This is a genomic window from Nonomuraea sp. NPDC001831, from assembly GCF_042892035.1.
Classification (GTDB): Bacteria; Actinomycetota; Actinomycetes; order Streptosporangiales; family Streptosporangiaceae; genus Nonomuraea.
The window spans coordinates 342,493-357,864 of the sequence record NZ_JBIATU010000004.1 but is presented as its reverse complement, the minus strand read 5'-3'; the positions used below and the strand labels follow the sequence as shown (position 1 = coordinate 357,864).

Below are 15,372 nucleotides of genomic sequence, written 5' to 3'. Positions count from 1 at the left end.
CCTAGACCGGGACGCGCGGGCTCTCGGCCGCCCGGCGTGGCTCGGCCTCGGCGCGCCGGGCCACCAGGCGTTCGCGCAGCCGCATCGCGGGCAGCTCGACCAGGTAGTAGCTGACCGTCGCGACCGCGACCGTGCCCACGAGCACGACCGCCAGCAGCTCCCAGAAGCCGGACTTGCCCATCACCATCGGCATCGGCACCGGCGGCGCGCCGAAGACGCTGCCGTTCTGCAACCAGAGGTACTGCAGGATGAAGTGCCACAGGTAGACGCCGTAGGAGATGCGGCCGAAGAAGCGCATCGGCCGGTTGGTGAGCACGGCGTCGATGACCTTCGAGTGCACGCCGGGCACCACCACCGGGGCGATGATCAGCAGCGCGAAGATCAGGAACAGCACCATCTCGGCCATCGCCTCGGGCACGGTGGCGTAGTCGGCCATGCCGGGCTTGCCGAACGGCCGGATGCAGTTGATCACGTAGACGACGGCCGCGCCCAGCCAGAACAGCAGCGGACGGCGGGCCACCAGCCGGTAGAAGGCGGGCGTGGTGTCCTTGGCCTCCGCGTACGCCGACAGGATCGCCAGGCCCATGCCGATGGCCAGGAAGCCGGTGAAGCCGATCACCCAGAAGTACTCGTACGGGAAGGGGCCCATCGACTCCAGGTGCGTGTACGCCGTCCAGGCCAGGCCGACGAGCACGAAGACGCCCAGCGGGACCAGCAGGCGGCGGGCCTTGGCGCCGGGGTCGGCGGCCTTCCTGGCGTACCGGTCGAAGATCCAGGCCAGGATGGGCAGCGCCAGGTAGAACGTGACCTCGGCGGGCACGGTCCAGGTGGGCTCCAGCCCGGCGTAGCCCGCCTCGGGGCCCGGCACGTAGTAGTGCATGAGCAGCAGGGGGCTGAGCACGTACCACAGGCCGTCGACGCTCTTGAGGTTGAGCAGCAGCAGCGCCGCCACGGCCACCAGCCAGTACGCGGGCAGGATCCGCAGCATGCGCTTGATCAGGTAGCCCTTGAGCTCAGGACGCGGCGTGCCGACGATCGTCGCCCTGGCGAACGGCCGGTACAGCAGCAGGCCGGACATCACGAAGAAGGGCGGCAGCAGCACGTTGAGCCCCTGGATCAGCACGGGCCAGATGCCGACGGACGGTTTGTCGTAGAAGCCGATGACGCCGGCGGCGAAGGCGACGTGCACCACGATCACGCCCAGTGCCAGATATCCGCGCAGCCCGTCGAGCCGAGGGGCACGTTTGCCGGGGCCGCCCCTCTTGATGATCTCCGGTGAGGTCATGGCATGTTTCCTCGCAGTTCGCTCGCTGATGGGGCTCGGCACCCCCTCGGCGCCATCGTCACGCGGGGCCGCGGGCGGCCGCATCTCGTGTCGTGCTGAATTCCCCGTGCCGCCGGACGGCCTTTTCCACATCTTCCGGAATGCGTTTCCGGCGAATTGCAGGAAGCGGTCCCGGCGGGGCAGGTAGCTGCCCGGGAATGCCCTGTCGCCCGTCCCCCGGGGGGCGCATCGTTGGGGCCATGAGAGAAGACACCGTGCTGACGTACTCGTCCTACCTGGCGCTGGAGGAGATCCTCACGGCGCAGCGACCGGTTTCCGAGAGCCATGACGAGACCCTGTTCATCATCGTCCACCAGGTGTACGAGCTGTGGTTCAAACAATTGCTGCACGAATTCGCCGAGCTGCAACTCGAACTCGCCGGCGGATTCACCGCGCACGCCATGCGGACTTTGCACCGGTCCTTGAAGCTGATGCGGCTGGCGGTCTCCCAGATGGACGTCATGGAGACGATGACGCCGTTCCAGTTCGCCGCCTTCCGCGGCAAGCTGGGCACCAGCAGCGGCTTCCAGTCGGCGCAGTTCCGCGAGATCGAGGCGGTGCTGGGCCGGCGCGACGAGCGCATGCTGCTCGGCCAGGCCGAGGGCAGCCCGGCCCGCGCCCGGATCGAGGCGGCGATGGCCAGGCCCACGCTGTACGACTCGCTGCTGACGTACCTGTACCTGCGCGGCTACGAGGTGCCGCAGGACCGGCTGCACCGCGACGTACGGCTGCCGCTGGAGCCGTCGGAGCCGGTGCAGGACCTGCTGCTGCGGGTCTACCGGGACGACACCGGCGCGGCCCAGCTCTGCGAGCGCCTGGTGGACCTGGACGAATGCCTCCAGGAGTGGCGGTACCGGCACCTGAAGATGGTCGAGCGCACCATCGGTGCCCGGCCGGGCACCGGCGGCTCCAGCGGCGGGGCGTACCTGCGGGCCTCGCTGACGCCGGCGTTCCCCGACCTGTGGGCCGTCAGGAGCATGGCATGAACGACATCTCGGGACGCCTGGCGCCGCACTACTCGGCCTTCCGCGCGGCGGACCGGCTGCTGCTCACCGGCCACTCCCACCAGGCCTGGCCGGACGTGGCGCTGGCCGGGCAGATCGAGGCGTTCGACGACGCCGCCCGGGACGTGGACGACAAGTGGGCCGCCGCGTTCAAGAAGGCCGACCGGGTCAGGGAGGGGTTCCGTCTCTTCCTCGGCGACCCGTACGCCGAGCTGGCCCTCGGGTCCAGCACGCACGAGCTGGTGCTGCGCTTCCTGTCGGCGCTGGACCTGCGCGGCCGGCCCCGGCTGGTCACCTCCGGCGGCGAGTTCCACACGCTGCGCCGCCAGCTCGCCCGCCTGGCCGAGGAGGGGGTGGAGGTGGTCGTCGTCCCGCCGGAGCCGGTGGGCACGCTGGCCGCGCGGCTGGCGGACGCGGCCGACGGGCGCACGGCCGCCGTCCTGGTCTCGGCGGTGCTGTTCGAGACGGCCAGGATCGTGCCGGAGCTGGACGCGCTGGCCGCCGCCTGCCGCCTGCGGGGGGCCGAGCTGCTGGTGGACGCCTACCACGCGCTGGGCGTGGTGCCGTTCTCGACGGCGGGCCTGGAGTCGGCCTGGGTGGTGGCGGGCGGGTACAAGTACCTGCAGCTCGGGGAGGGCAACTGCGTGCTGCGGCTGCCGGCGCACGCCGACCGGCTGCGGCCGGTGGTGACCGGGTGGTACGCGGAGTTCGCCGAGCTGGCCGAGGACCCGCGGGCGGGCGGCCGGGTCGGCTACCCGGCGGGGGCGGCCCGGTTCGCGGGGGCGACCTACGATCCGGTGAGCCACTACCGGGCGGCCCGGGTGTTCGACTTCTTCGCCGCGCAGGGGCTGACGCCGCAGGTGCTGCGGGCGGTGTCGCTGCGGCAGCGCGGGCTGCTGGCGGCGCGCTTCGACGAGATCGGCGCGCCCCCGCACGTGGTCGGCCGGGACCTGGACGCCGCGCCCGAGGAGTTCGGCGGGTTCCTGGCGCTGCGCTCGCCGTACGCGGGGCGGCTGCGGGCGGGGCTGGCGGCGCGGGGGGTGCAGGCCGACAGCCGGGGCGACCACCTGCGGCTCGGGCCGGCGCCGTACCTGTCGGACGCGCTGCTGCACGCGGCCATGGACCACCTGGCCGCGGAGGTCCGCTCCCTGACGACCGGCGCGGCGACCGGCGCGACGGCCGGCACGGCGACCGGCGCGACGGCCGGGGCGAGGCGGGCGGCGTGAACCGGAGGGGGCGGCGGCCCACAGCCGGGCACCTGCCCCCGGCCCCGGCCCGGCCTTGCACCCGCCGACGGTCAGGGGCGGAAGAGGGCCGGGTCCATGGGGGCGAGCGACGGCGAGACGCGGACCGGGAAGCCGATCTGGTCGAGCACGTCGCGGTGCAGGTCCACCCCGGGCGCGAGCTCCACGAGCTCCAGGCCGCCGGCGGTGACGTCGAAGACGGCCCGCTCGGTGACGACGCGGGCCCACTGCCCGCGCCGCACGCCCTCGCCCAGCCGGTACGTGACGTGCCCGGCCCGCGGCACCAGCTTGCGCACCCGCCCTTCGGCCAGGATCCGCAGCCCGCCGTCGGCGCAGCTCACCCGGAGGCCGTCGGTGGTCAGCGTGCCGGCGAAGACCAGCCGCGTGGCGTTGTGCGCGATGTCCACGAACCCGCCGGCGCCGGGGTTGGCCGCGCCGAACCGGCTGACGTTCACGTTGCCCTCGGCGTCGATCTGGGCGAAGGCGAGCGCGGCGAACGGGCAGCCGCCGCCGTCGATGAAGTCGAACTGCGAGGGCCCGTCGAGCAGCGCCCGCGGCGAGTAGTTCGCCGAGAACTGCCAGCCGCTCATCACGATGCCGCCGAACGAGCCGTGCTCGGTGGTGAACAGGTGCTCGTCCAGGCGGCCGTCGTCCAGCAGGCCGTCCTCGGCCATGGCCAGGACGGCGTCGGAGGAGGCGCCGAACCCGAAGATCGAGGTCTCCCCCGGCCTGACCTCCCTGGCGACCCGGCGGGCGATCACCTTGTCCGGCCCGGACGGCAGCCGCGGCACCCGCGCGACGGCGTCGGGCACGTGCCGCAGATAGCCGGGGTCGTGCCGTACTCCGGTGGTCATGGGCGCGTCCGGGACCACGACGACCCGGTCGACCAGCGCCCCGGGCACGCGCATCTCCCGCGCGGGCGACGAGCCGGCGGGCACGATCCGCGACACCTGCGCGATCACGGTGCCGCCGCACGCCTTCACCGCGAGGGCGATGGCCAGCGCGCTGGAGAACAGCGGCTGGTCCTCGAAGGACAGGTTGCCGTCGGGGTCGGCGGCGCTCGCCCGGACCAGTCCGGCGTGCAGCGGCCAGGACGGGTAGAACAGGTACTCCTCGCCGCCCAGCTCGACCAGCTCCACCAGGTCCTCCTGGGCCAGGCGGGTGAACCTGCCGCCGCCGTGCCGGGGGTCGGCGTACGTGCCGAGTCCGACGCGGGTCAGGTAGCCGGGGCCGCGCCGGGCCACCTCGCGCAGCCAGTGCATGGCCGCGCCCATCGGCCAGCTGTACGCCTCGACGAGGTCGTTCTGGATCAGCTCGGTCAGGGCCGGGCGGGCGCCGGTCACCGGGTGGCGGGGGTTGATGAACGAGGCGGACACGATGCGGCGCATCAGGCCCTTCCTGGCCACGTGGTCCATGCCGCCGATGCCGACGGCGTCCCCGGTGGCGCAGGGGAAGTAGAAGGTCAGCTCGCGGGGGGCGCCGGTGGCGGCGAAGCGCTCGCCGAGCGCGGCCAGCAGCGCGTCGGGGGTCAGCCAGCCGATCACGCCGGTGCTGGCGACGGCCTGGTGGTCCTCGATGAGCGCGACGGCCTCGGCCGCCTCGCACACCTTGCCCGTCCGGCCGGCCGCCGCCGGCTCCGGGGCCTGGTCCGCGGCCTGATCCGGGACCTGGTCCGGGACCTGGTCCGGGACCTGGTCCGGGGCCGGGGCCGGGACCTGGTCCGGGGCCGGGGCCGGGACCTGGTCCGGGGCCTGGTCCTGGTCCTGGCCGGTCATGGGCGGGCTCCGAAGCGGGCCAGGCTCTCGCGGGCCGCGGCGGAGGCGCAGTCGGCGCCGAACATCCAGGCCGTACGCGCGTCGAGCGTCTCGGCGGGCCCGCTCACCGCGTCGGCCAGCGCCCGCTTGGCGGAGGCGACCGCGTGCGGGGGCAGCGCGGCGAGCCCCGCCGCCACCTCCAGCGCGCACGCCAGGGCCTGGCCCGGCGCCGTGAGCTCGTCGGCGCCGCCGATCCCGTGCAGCTCGCGGCCGGTCAGCGGGCGGTCGCCCCAGACCAGCCGCCGCGCGGCGACCGGCCCGACCCGGGCGGCCAGGCTCTGGATGCCCCAGGGCGGCACCCAGCCGAGCCGCACCTCCGGCAGGTGCCAGCGGGCGTCCTCGGCGGTGACCACCACGTCGCAGCCGGTGGCCAGCAGGAAGCCGCCGCCGAGCGCGAAGCCCTCGACGGCGGCCACCACGGGGATGCCGAGGTGCTGGACGGCCCTGGCCACGCGCCCGGTGTCGGCCTCGTGCCGCACCATGCCCTCACGCGTCATCCCGGACAGCTCCTTCAGGTCCGAACCCGCGCAGAACCCCGGCGGCGCGCCCGTCAGCACGGCGGCGCGCACCCCGGGGTCGTCGTCCAGCTCGGCCAGCGCGCAGCCGAGCGCCGCGACCAGCCCGGACCCGAGCGCGTTGCGCACGCGGGGCCGGTCGAGCCGCAGGACGGCCACCGCCCCGCGGCGCTCGCACGTCAGGCCCCCGTCCGACGGCCGGTCCATCAGAACGGGGTGGGCCAGGGGGCCAGCCAGGCGACGTCCACCACGCCGGGACGCAGGTGCGGCCAGGCGGCCACCTCGCGCCAGCCGTGCGCCGTCATGTGCTCGGCGATGCTGTCGAGGGTCGAGCCGCCGCTGTAGCGGGCCGTCACGCTGCCCTCGACGACGGCGAGCCGCAGCCGGCTCAGGTCGGTCCCGGCCAGCACCTCCAGCTCGGCGCCCTGGGCGTCCACCACCAGCACGTTGCAGCCGTGCTGCACCTCGCTGACGGGGATCACCGGGACGACGTCCTGCCGGACGACGGCCATGGGCAGCAGCGGCGGCAGCATGCTGGACTGCTTGTCGTAGGGGGTGACGTTGAGGGTGGCCTGGCCGCGTTCCCGGCCGGCGCACGCCGCCACGACCTCGCGGGCCGGGTGGCCGTGCTCGGGCTCGGGCAGCCCGGCGGCCAGGTGGTGCAGCCGGAGCTGCTCGCGCAGCGCGGGCAGGTGGTCGCCGTTGGGCTCCATCATGACCAGGCGGCGGAAACCGCACCTGGTGAGCGCCTCCACCTCCTGGCCCCGGTGCGCGCCCACCTGGATCGCCCCTTCGGCCGGCAATCCCAGCTTGTCCAGCAGGTCGGGCAGGTGATCCTCCCATCGGGCGCTCACCCGCTCCGGTGCGACAGTCTGGTTGCGCATCTGGTCGTCTCCTCCCGGTGAACCGCTCAGGGCAGCGTCATCGTGGTCATCGTCGGTCGCGGCCGCGCGCCGCCGCATCTCGTGGATTGCGCGGTACGGCCGCCCGCCGTCCGATCCCCGCCTCGCAGCGTCACCTGAGGAGCAATCCGCGAGGTGCGGGACGGCCGCGCGGCGGACCACGATGGACGCGGCGACCGAAGGGAGGGCCCATGCGGCGAACTCGTGACCGTGACCTGAACGCCTACCTCGACCGGCTGGACGTCGGCGACCCCGGCGAGCCGTCGCTCCCGGCGCTGCGCGCCCTGCACCGCGCGCACGTGGAGCGGGTGCCGTACGAGACGTTGGAGGTGCAGCTCGGCCGGCGGATCACCGTGGACCCGCGCGAGTCGGTCGAGCGGGTGCTGCGCGGGCGCGGCGGCTACTGCGTGCAGCTCAACGGGGCGTTCGCCACGCTGCTGACCGCGCTCGGCTACGACGTCACCTGGCATCGGGCCGGGGTGCAGGCCGCTGTCCGGGCGTCCGCCTCGCCGGCGTCGTTCGCGCCGCACCTCGCGCTCACCGTCGCCCTCGACGGGCAGGACTGGCTGGTGGACATCGGGCTCGGCGACGGGCTGCACGAGCCGCTGCCGTTGCGGGCGGGGACGTACCGGCAGGGGCCGTTCGAGTTCCGGCTGTCCGCCTCGGACGTGGAGCTCGGCGGCTGGCGGTTCGACCACGACCCCCGCGGGTCGATCGCCGGGCTGGACGTCGAGCGGGCGCCCGCCGAGCCCGGGGACTTCGTGGAGTGGCATCCGTACCTGTGCACCTCGCCCGAGTCCCGGCTGGTGCGGGCCGCCGTCGTGCTGCGGCGCGACGCGACGGGCGCCGACTGCCTGGTGGGCTGCATGCTGCGCCGGATCGGCGCGGACGGCAGGACCGAACGGGAGCTGTCCACCCGGCGGGAGTGGTTCGAGGCCCTGGAGGAGGTGTTCGGGCTGCGCCTCGACGACGTCAACGGCGCCGAGCGCGAGGCCCTGTGGACCAAGGTCCGCGACGCCCACCTGGCCTGGCAGTCCCGCCGCCGCACCCCCGCCGCCTGACCTCGCCTGCCGGCCTGCTGATCACCGGGCGAATCTGGCCACGGCGGCCGGGGTGACCGGGGTGAAGAAGTTGACGAGGTTGCCGTCAGGGTCGCGGAACAGCAGCGACCGGTTGCCCCAGGGCATCGTGGTGGGCTCGTTGACGAAGTCCGTGACGAGGCCGGCCAGGTTCTCGTACACGCGGTCCACGTCGTCCACCAGGAACTCGACGATCACGCTGTGGTTGTCGGCCGGGCGGGACGATCCCGGGGCGAACAGCGGGACGGTGCGGGTGCCGGCGATCGCCAGCGTGGCGGTGCCGGTCCTGATCTCGGCGAAGTCCTCGGTGGACCAGGTCGCCGGCGTCCCGGTGGCCTGCTCGTAGAACGCGGCGAGGCGGGCGACGTCGCCGGTGATGATGCGGATCGAGACGAAGTTCATGACGTTTCTCCGGTGTTCGTGCAGCTCTTGGCACCCCGTACGGTACGACTGATACTGGACGGGTTCGGTCCACTATTCGCCGTAGGCTCGTTCTCATGTCGCCACCCACCGGTCGTGTGCTCACGCTCCTGGAGTTGTTGCAGTCGGGCGGCGTCCGGACGATGGCCGAACTGGCCGACCGGCTCGGCGTCGACGGCCGTACCGTGCGGCGGTACGTCGGTCAGCTCGTCGACCTCGGGCTGCCGGTCGAGTCGGTGCGCGGTCGCTACGGCGGCTACCGCCTCGCCCGCGGCTACCGCCTGCCGCCGCTCATGCTCGACGACGACGAGGCGCTGGCCGTGCTGCTCGGCCTGCTCGCCAACCGGCGCGCGGCCGGCGCCGCAGGCGACCCCACCAGCGACATCACGAGCGACACCGCCGGCGGCACGGCAAGCGACACCGCGAGCGTGACGGCGGCCGCGAAGATCCGCCGGGTGCTGCCCGAACGGCTCGTCCGCCGGCTCGACGCGCTCCTGGAATCCCTCGCCTTCACCGGCCCGCCCGGCGGGCCCGCCGGGCCGGACGCCGCCGTCCTGCTCACGATCGCCGACGCCGTACGTCACCGCCGGCCCGTCTCGATCCGGTACGCCGACCGCGCCGGCCGGCGCAGTGACCGCACGCTGCACCCGTACGGGATCGTCAGCCACGCGGGCCGCTGGTACGTCACCGGCGAGGACCCCGGCCTCGGCGAGAACCGGACCTTCCGCCTCGACCGCGTCGCGGACGCCCGGACCCTGCCGGGCTCGTTCGAGGCGCCGGCCGGCCCGGATCCGGCGCAGCGCGTCCTGTCGGGGTTCGCCACCGCGTCCTACCGGCACGAGGTGACCCTGCGGATCCACGGGACGGCCGAGCAGATCCGCGCCCGCCTGCCCGCCGCCGTCGCCACCATGGAGGAGATCACCGACGACCCCGCTCTCGACCCCGCTGGGGAGGCCGCTGGGGAGGCCGCTGGGGAGCCCCGGCCGGCGGGTGGGCGCTGGTGGCGGGTCGAGCTGCGGGTCGAACGGCTCGACTGGCTGCCCGCCGTGCTCGCCGCCCTTGACCGCCCGTTCGTCATCGAGCGTCCAGCCGAACTGCGCGACCTCGTCCTCGCCGTCGCCGGCCGCCTCGCGTGCCGCGCCCGCCGAGCCTGACCGCCCGGCGTCACACTCCGACGAAGCTCACCGTCTCCGCCAGGCCCGCCCGCCCGGTACGCAGCCGCGTCTGTTTCGCCGGAAATGAAACCTACGGTGCACAGGTGTCGTCCTGGCTAGCGTGGCGGAGTGCACACAGTGATCACACGAGACGGCCGCACCCTTGCCGTGGAGCAGTGGGGCGTCCCCGACGGGACCCCCGTCTTCTACCTGCACGGCACCCCCGTGGGACGCCTGGCCCGCCACCCCGACGACTCCTTGTACACCAGGCTCGGCATCCGGCTGATCACCTTCGACCGCCCCGGCCTCGGCGCTTCGACGCCGCTGCCGGGGCGGCGCGTCGTGGACGGCGCGGACGACGTCGCCGCCGTGGCCGACGCGCTCGGCCTCGACGAGTTCGCCGTCTACGGGGTCTCCGGCGGCGGGCCGCACGCGCTGGCGTTCGCCGCCCGCCACCCCGGCCGGGCGGTCCGGGTCGCCACGCTGGCGGCGCCGGCCCCGCGCGACGCCGAAGGGCTGGACTGGACGGCCGGCATGATGGAGGGCAACCGGCGCAGCGCCGCCGTCGCGCTCCAGGATCGCGACGCCATGATCGCCCACCTGAGGGCGGACTCGTCCGGGCCGCCGCAGTTGCCGCCGTTCGAGGCCGCCGTCCTGACGCGTCCCGAGGTCAGCGCCATGTTGGCGGCCGCCTACGCCGAGGCGGTCCGTCCCGGCCTCGGCGGCTGGGCCGACGACGTCATCGCCCTGTTCGGCAGCCCCTGGGGGGTGGACCCGGCCTCCATCACCGTCCCGGTCCGGCTGTGGCACGGCGAACTGGACGGGGTCGTGCCGGTCGCGCACGCCCGCTGGCTAGCCGCCCGCATCCCCGCCGCCACCCTCACCGTCCAGCCCGACGCCGGACACGCCGGCCACTTCGACGCCACCCCCGCCACGCTGGAGTGGCTGCTGCACGGCGACGAACCCCTCGGCGAGAAGGACGCGGTGGCGGCCGTCACGACGTGAGGCGGCCCGCCGTCAGTGGGGGATGGCGTCGATCAGTTCCCGGGCGCCCTGGCGGAGCAGCGCGACCGCGACGGAGGTGCCGAGCGTCGCCGGGTCGAGTGGGCCGGCCCACTCGTGCGCGTCGAGCACGCGCTTGCCGTCGGGAGAGAAGACCCGGGCGCGCAACGACAACCGGCCGTCGCGCTCGGCGCGGGCGTACCCGGCGATGGGCGAGTTGCAGTGGCCCTGGAGCACGTGCAGCAGCATGCGCTCGGCCGTGATCTCCCGCCAGGTGTCGGCATGCCCGAGCCCGGCGACCGCCTCGACGGTCGCCGGGTCGTCCTCCCGGCACTGCAGGGCCAGCACGCCCGCGCCGATCGGCGGGCACATCGTCTCCAGCGACAGCGCCTCGGTGATGCGGTCCGGCCGGCCGATGCGCTCCAGCCCGGCCACCGCCAGCAGCAGCGCGTCGGCCTCGCCCGCGTCCAGCTTCTCCAGGCGCCGGTTGGCGTTGCCGCGCATCGGCACGCAGCGCAGCTGCGGGTGCGAGGCGGCGAGCTGGGCCACGCGCCGCACCGACGACGTGCCGATCCGGGTGCCCTCGGGCAGCGCGTCCAGCTTCAGGCCGCCGGGGTGGACGAGCGCGTCGCGCAGGTCGTCGCGCTTGAGGAAGGCCGCGAACACCGTGCCGGCCGGCAGCGGACGGTCGGCGGGCACGTCCTTCATGCAGTGGACCGCCAGGTCGGCCCGGCCGGCCAGGAGCGCCTCGTCGACCTCTTTGGTGAAGGCGCCCTTGCCGCCCAGCGCCGACAGGGCCCCCTGCCACCGGTCGCCGGACGTGGTGACCGGGACGACCTCGGTGCGGATGCCGGGATGCCGGTCGGCCAGCTCCCGCCGTACGCGCTCGACCTGGGCGAGGGCCATGGGAGAGGAACGCGTCACGATGCGGATCAGCTCGGGGACGGCCATCCCCCGATCGTAGGGCGTCGCCTCCGTGCCGCGCGGGCTGATTCCGGAGCTCGCCGCGGATGGCCCGCCGAGGGGATGGCGGCTTAGGGTACGGATCACCAATTGTCACGGGGGAAGAGGACGGGGACGTACATGATGGCCAATGATCCGGCGCGGCCGACGCTGATGACGCGGATGGTCGCGGCGTACAAGGGCGAGGTGCGCGCGGACGAACTGGAGGCGTACCGGCGGGCGGGGGGCCTGGTCTACACCGAGCTGGAGCGTGCCGAGGAGCTGCGCTTACGCCTGGTCCAGGACGGCGTCAACCTCTGGCACGGCCCGCAGTCCGCCTCCGGGCAGCTGCTGTGCACCTGGAACGCGTTCGTGCTGCAGACCATCGGCGAGCAGCTGCTCGACTCCGACTACAGCGCCGACCCGCGCACCGCGGGCTACGTGCCGCCGGTCACCAGCCGGCAGGTGGCCGCCTGCTTCGCCCAGGTGGAAGGCTGGGTGTCGCGTGCCCGGCAGGCGGCCGGCAACCCCCGCTATCTGGTCGAGACAGAGCTCCAGCTGCCCGCCGACCTGCCCGAATGGGCTGAGGCGGACCCGTGCCCGCTGCCCCACCTGCACGGCATGCTGGCCGCCACCCGCGCGATCCGCCGGCACGCGGAGGTGGCCTTCGGCGTGTTCGAGCAGACCGTCGCCGACGACCACGACCACCAGGCCGACCTGCAGCGGCTGCGCCAGCTCGTGGCCGAGGCCGCCACCGCCGCCGACTACGCCGAGGGGCTGCTCAAGGCCGATCCGCAGCCGAGCCTGCACGAGGCGATCGAGCAACGGCTGCAGCGGTCACTGGAGCTCTACTACCACGTGGGCCAGCTCATCGCCATGCCCAGGCACATCGCCACCTACCAGAGCGCCGCCGCCAGGCCCGCGGCGACGTACCGGTCCCTTGAGGCGAACCTGCGCGACCTCGACCCCTGGTGCCTGACCGACCCGCAGCGGCGGGACTTCTGGCAGGCCGACCCGAAGGCCCGGCAGGCCGTCAAGGAGATGTGGGAGTACGACCCCGACCCGGCCGCCACGCTGCACATCCAGGCGCAGATCGACGCCGCCTTCCGGGACGGCGCCATCGCCTACGCCGTCGACGCGGCGGGCAAGCCGCTCGGGAGCTACTACTGCTGCCCGTTCCCCGCCATCTACTCGGTGCGCAGGCCGGTGGTCATCGCCGGCACGCTGCTGCGGCCCATGCAGCGCTTCACCTTCGAGGCGTCCGCCGAGGAGATGGAGCGCGGCGGCCCGTTCCGGCGCGAGATCATCGTGGCCGACTTCAAGCCGACGAACGAGGTCGACTACTGCGATCCCGACGGCCTCCACGGCGACTAGTCGTCGGGCGGGGCCACGGAGGAAACGCGGCGCGAGACGGGCCGGGCCGTGGATATCCCAGGACATCAGGCCTCGGGGCTGCCTATATTTCAGGCAACGGAATTCTCCTGTTGGAGGCCCAGGTGTCCGATGCGTTCGCCAAGGATCTCAGCCGCCGGGTCGTGACCAGGATCGCTCCCGCCGAACTGCCGCTGTTCGACCAGACCTGGGACGCGCTCGGCGGCAGGACCAGGCCGAGGTCGCATCGGGATCCGCTCGGCTTCGGGTTGCCGGGGGTGGACCAGCTGCTGGTGACGGCGATCGTCTCCGGCGTGGTGACCACGGTGCTCGCGGACGTGGGCAAGGACGTCGGCTCGTGGACGGGCCGGCTGATCGGCCGGTTGCGCCGCCGTCCGCGGGAGCTGCCCGAGGCCCAGCCGGCGGGCCCGCCGCCGTTGCCGCCGGCCCGGCTGACGGAGATCCGCAAGGTCGCCTACCACAAGGCGCGCCGGATGGGCATGTCGCAGGCGCAGGCCGACGCGCTGGCCGACGCGGTGGTGAGCGAGCTGGCCCGCAACCCGTCATGAGCGGCCGTCTCCCGTCGGCCACCACGTCCGCGTTCGTCCTGCTGATCAGCCTGGCGTTCGCGACGACCGCGATCTACCGGCCGGGCATCTTCGACCTGCTGTCGGCGCAGGGGGCGGAGGTCCCGGCGAAGGTCAGGGAGGCGTGCCAGCTCGCGGCGCTGAAGGGCCTGGACGATCCCGCGTGCGAGGTGATGAGCCGCGGGGCCCACCAGGATCTCCGGCTCGGCGTGTTGCTCTGTTTCGCGACGCTCGTCCTGCTCACCGAGCTGCAGTACTGGTTCGGCCCGGCCTGGCGGATCCGCCGCCGGCGGCTGCGTCCGGTCGGCGGCGAGGTGGGCGAGGAGCTGCGGCGGATGGCGGCGGAGGTGCTCGGCGGCCGCCGGGTCGTCTTCCTGCTCGACGTGCTCGACCCCGCGGTGGCCGGGCTGGCCTTCGGCCGGGCCGGGCGCCGGTACGTGGTGATCAGCCGGGGCACCTGGATGTCGTTCGAGCGCGACCGGCCGCTGTTCCGTGCGGTGGTGCTGCACGAGCTGGCGCACGTGCGCAACAGGGACCTGACCATCACGGCGGTGACACTGGCGATGTGGCGGTCCTACGCCGCGGTGATCCTCGTGCCGGGTCTGCTCGCCGCCGTGAACGGGGTGTTGTCGGGGCAGGCGCCGTTCCTGCGGTCGGAGCTGATGCCGTTCGGGGCGCGCGCGGCGCTGTCGTGGTTGTTCGCCGCCCAGATCGCCGGGCTGGCGGTGTTGTCGTGGCTGACCCGTTCGGTGGTGCTGCAGTCGCGTGAGCTGATGGCCGACGCCCGCGTGTTGTCGTGGGAGCGGGACGCGGCGCCGCTGCGCCGCGTGTTCGAACAGGCGCCGGCGCCGCGCCGGTGGCCGGTGTCGCTGCGGGTGCGCACCCATCCGCATCTCGCCGTCCGGCGGGCCGCGCTGGAGGACGAGGAGCCGCTGGTGCGCCAGGGCTTCGTCTTCCCGCTGGCGCTGGGCGGCTGTTTCTCCCTGACCATGGATCCGGCCACGTCGCTGACCGCGCAGGGACGCACCAACACGCTGCCGTGGCCGGCGGAGGTGTTCGCCCTGCTGCTGGCCGTCGCGCTGGGGTTGCGGGCGTTGCGGGCCGTGGGGGCGCGCGGCGACGCGGTGCACGTGCCGCTGGGCCTGGCCGTGGGGCTGGCGGGCGGCTGGCTGCTGGCCCCGAGCAGGATGACGGACCATGCGCTGGCGCCGTTCCCCGTGTCGGTGCAGCTCGCCGGGCTGGTGGTGCTGGCGGTGGCGGGCCTGCTGCTGGGGGTGTGGGTGCGGTGGGTGGCGCGGGTGTGGGCGCCGCGGGTGCACGGGCTGCGGTCGGCGCTCGGGCCGCTGCTGCTGATCGCGGTGGTCGTGACGCTGGTCGCGCGGGCGTTCTACGACATCCAGGCCGACATCATCATCGCCCACGTGCAGAGATATCCCGCCGTCTCCGACCCGCTGGCCCAGGTCCTGATCAGCGCGCAGATCATGCTGGACTTCCACCTGTCGGGGGGCGTCCTGCTGCTGCTCGCGGTCGTCCTGCTCATGCTGATCCCGATGGCGATACGTTTGGTCACCCTCGGCGAACGCCGCCCGCCCGCGCCCCGGCGCACCGGCCGCGTCCCCCTGGCGGTGGGCTGCGCGGCCGCCGCGGCGCTGGTCACGGCGATGGTGTCGGGCACGGTCAACGGCTATGTCTTCCACAGCTCCGGCCCGTTCTCGAGCGTCATCGCGACCGGAGCCGCCGCGGGCGCCGCCCTGGCGGCCTGCGTGGCCGCGCTGTCCGGGACGTCGCCGGTCGCGAAGGGCATGCTGACGGCTCTGGCCGCGGCGGTGCTCTACGCCCTCGCGCTGGAGCTGGTGTGGCTGCCCCTGCGGACGGCGCTGCCGTGGCCCATCCACATGATCATCCTGGAGCGTATGCTGGCGGCCGCGCTGATCGCCGCGCTGGCCACGGCCCTGCCGGCCCGCCTGCTGCCCGTCCGCGGAGAGCCGGGCGCGCCCGCGCCGCGGTAAGGCGG

Annotated in this window: 14 protein-coding genes; 8 read left to right on the top strand and 6 right to left on the bottom strand. The window is 74.1% G+C overall.

Annotation, left to right across the window (positions count from 1 at the left end; genetic code table 11):
• Position 1: 1 nt before the first annotated feature.
• Entirely contained in the window at positions 2 to 1,285 is a 1,284-nt protein-coding gene (locus ACFYYW_RS16810) for an acyltransferase family protein (protein ID WP_387649617.1), read from the bottom strand.
• A 239-nt stretch (positions 1,286 to 1,524) separates the two neighbouring features.
• Here ACFYYW_RS16810 and ACFYYW_RS16805 point away from each other — a divergent pair, with 239 nt between their 5' ends.
• Together ACFYYW_RS16805 and ACFYYW_RS16800 are read left to right on the top strand one after the other, a co-directional pair.
• Positions 1,525 to 2,310 carry a tryptophan 2,3-dioxygenase family protein gene (locus ACFYYW_RS16805; RefSeq protein ID WP_352326511.1) on the top strand — a complete coding sequence of 262 codons (786 nt, stop codon included), beginning with the start codon at positions 1,525 to 1,527 and terminating at the stop codon, positions 2,308 to 2,310.
• On the top strand, positions 2,307 to 3,554 hold the full coding sequence (locus tag ACFYYW_RS16800) for a kynureninase (RefSeq protein WP_387649614.1): 1,248 nt from the start codon (positions 2,307 to 2,309) through the stop codon (positions 3,552 to 3,554). The genes ACFYYW_RS16805 and ACFYYW_RS16800 overlap by 4 nt, the downstream gene beginning before the upstream one ends.
• Positions 3,555 to 3,625: 71 nt before the next feature.
• Here ACFYYW_RS16800 and ACFYYW_RS16795 read toward each other — a convergent pair whose 3' ends face one another.
• The 3 genes from ACFYYW_RS16795 to ACFYYW_RS16785 are packed head-to-tail and all read right to left on the bottom strand — an operon-like array spanning position 3,626 to position 6,785.
• Positions 3,626 to 5,347, bottom strand: coding sequence for a CoA-transferase (locus ACFYYW_RS16795; RefSeq protein ID WP_387649611.1), 1,722 nt, complete (start codon positions 5,345 to 5,347; stop codon positions 3,626 to 3,628).
• A complete protein-coding gene (locus tag ACFYYW_RS16790) occupies positions 5,344 to 6,108 on the bottom strand; it encodes an enoyl-CoA hydratase/isomerase family protein (RefSeq protein WP_387649609.1) in 765 nt (254 codons plus the stop codon). The genes ACFYYW_RS16795 and ACFYYW_RS16790 overlap by 4 nt, the downstream gene beginning before the upstream one ends.
• Positions 6,108 to 6,785, bottom strand: coding sequence for an FkbM family methyltransferase (locus ACFYYW_RS16785; RefSeq protein WP_352359882.1), 678 nt, complete (start codon positions 6,783 to 6,785; stop codon positions 6,108 to 6,110). The genes ACFYYW_RS16790 and ACFYYW_RS16785 overlap by 1 nt, the downstream gene beginning before the upstream one ends.
• Positions 6,786 to 6,994: 209 nt before the next feature.
• Between ACFYYW_RS16785 and ACFYYW_RS16780 the strand changes: the two genes are divergently transcribed.
• The gene (locus ACFYYW_RS16780) at positions 6,995 to 7,864 is read left to right on the top strand and encodes an arylamine N-acetyltransferase (RefSeq protein ID WP_387649606.1); all 870 of its coding nucleotides are present in this window, start codon (positions 6,995 to 6,997) and stop codon (positions 7,862 to 7,864) included.
• Between the two features lie 21 nt (positions 7,865 to 7,885).
• Here ACFYYW_RS16780 and ACFYYW_RS16775 read toward each other — a convergent pair whose 3' ends face one another.
• Entirely contained in the window at positions 7,886 to 8,284 is a 399-nt protein-coding gene (locus ACFYYW_RS16775) for a VOC family protein (protein ID WP_387649603.1), read from the bottom strand.
• Between the two features lie 95 nt (positions 8,285 to 8,379).
• On the opposite strand from ACFYYW_RS16775, the gene ACFYYW_RS16770 reads away from it, so the two are divergent.
• Positions 8,380 to 9,456, top strand: coding sequence for a helix-turn-helix transcriptional regulator (locus ACFYYW_RS16770; RefSeq protein WP_387649600.1), 1,077 nt, complete (start codon positions 8,380 to 8,382; stop codon positions 9,454 to 9,456).
• 138 nt (positions 9,457 to 9,594) lie between these two features.
• Entirely contained in the window at positions 9,595 to 10,461 is an 867-nt protein-coding gene (locus ACFYYW_RS16765) for an alpha/beta fold hydrolase (RefSeq protein ID WP_387649598.1), read from the top strand.
• Positions 10,462 to 10,473: 12 nt separating this feature from the next.
• Here ACFYYW_RS16765 and hemC read toward each other — a convergent pair whose 3' ends face one another.
• A complete protein-coding gene (gene hemC, locus ACFYYW_RS16760) occupies positions 10,474 to 11,409 on the bottom strand; it encodes a hydroxymethylbilane synthase (RefSeq protein ID WP_387649595.1) in 936 nt (311 codons plus the stop codon).
• A gap of 132 nt (positions 11,410 to 11,541) precedes the next feature.
• Here hemC and ACFYYW_RS16755 point away from each other — a divergent pair, with 132 nt between their 5' ends.
• From ACFYYW_RS16755 to ACFYYW_RS16745, 3 genes are all read left to right on the top strand, one after another.
• Positions 11,542 to 12,774, top strand: coding sequence for a hypothetical protein (locus ACFYYW_RS16755; RefSeq protein WP_387649592.1), 1,233 nt, complete (start codon positions 11,542 to 11,544; stop codon positions 12,772 to 12,774).
• Positions 12,775 to 12,896: 122 nt separating this feature from the next.
• Entirely contained in the window at positions 12,897 to 13,340 is a 444-nt protein-coding gene (locus ACFYYW_RS16750) for a hypothetical protein (RefSeq protein ID WP_387649590.1), read from the top strand.
• Positions 13,337 to 15,367: a M48 family metalloprotease gene (locus tag ACFYYW_RS16745; protein WP_387649587.1), complete on the top strand. Its 2,031-nt coding sequence runs from the start codon at positions 13,337 to 13,339 to the stop codon at positions 15,365 to 15,367. Before ACFYYW_RS16750 ends, ACFYYW_RS16745 begins: the two co-directional genes overlap by 4 nt.
• The last annotated feature ends 5 nt before the right edge of the window (positions 15,368 to 15,372 follow it).

Excerpts from the sequence above, each read along its gene's own strand:
- ACFYYW_RS16775 (WP_387649603.1), bottom strand. The coding sequence starts at position 8,284 with ATGAACTTCGTCTCGATCCGCATCATCACCGGCGACGTCGCCCGCCTC.
- ACFYYW_RS16810 (WP_387649617.1), bottom strand. The coding sequence starts at position 1,285 with ATGACCTCACCGGAGATCATCAAGAGGGGCGGCCCCGGCAAACGTGCC.
- ACFYYW_RS16780 (WP_387649606.1), top strand. The coding sequence starts at position 6,995 with ATGCGGCGAACTCGTGACCGTGACCTGAACGCCTACCTCGACCGGCTG.
- ACFYYW_RS16770 (WP_387649600.1), top strand. The coding sequence starts at position 8,380 with ATGTCGCCACCCACCGGTCGTGTGCTCACGCTCCTGGAGTTGTTGCAG.
- ACFYYW_RS16755 (WP_387649592.1), top strand. The coding sequence starts at position 11,542 with ATGATGGCCAATGATCCGGCGCGGCCGACGCTGATGACGCGGATGGTC.
- ACFYYW_RS16795 (WP_387649611.1), bottom strand. The coding sequence starts at position 5,347 with ATGACCGGCCAGGACCAGGACCAGGCCCCGGACCAGGTCCCGGCCCCG.
- ACFYYW_RS16745 (WP_387649587.1), top strand. The coding sequence starts at position 13,337 with ATGAGCGGCCGTCTCCCGTCGGCCACCACGTCCGCGTTCGTCCTGCTG.
- ACFYYW_RS16785 (WP_352359882.1), bottom strand. The coding sequence starts at position 6,785 with ATGCGCAACCAGACTGTCGCACCGGAGCGGGTGAGCGCCCGATGGGAG.
- ACFYYW_RS16790 (WP_387649609.1), bottom strand. The coding sequence starts at position 6,108 with ATGGACCGGCCGTCGGACGGGGGCCTGACGTGCGAGCGCCGCGGGGCG.
- ACFYYW_RS16800 (WP_387649614.1), top strand. The coding sequence starts at position 2,307 with ATGAACGACATCTCGGGACGCCTGGCGCCGCACTACTCGGCCTTCCGC.
- hemC (WP_387649595.1), bottom strand. The coding sequence starts at position 11,409 with ATGGCCGTCCCCGAGCTGATCCGCATCGTGACGCGTTCCTCTCCCATG.
- ACFYYW_RS16805 (WP_352326511.1), top strand. The coding sequence starts at position 1,525 with ATGAGAGAAGACACCGTGCTGACGTACTCGTCCTACCTGGCGCTGGAG.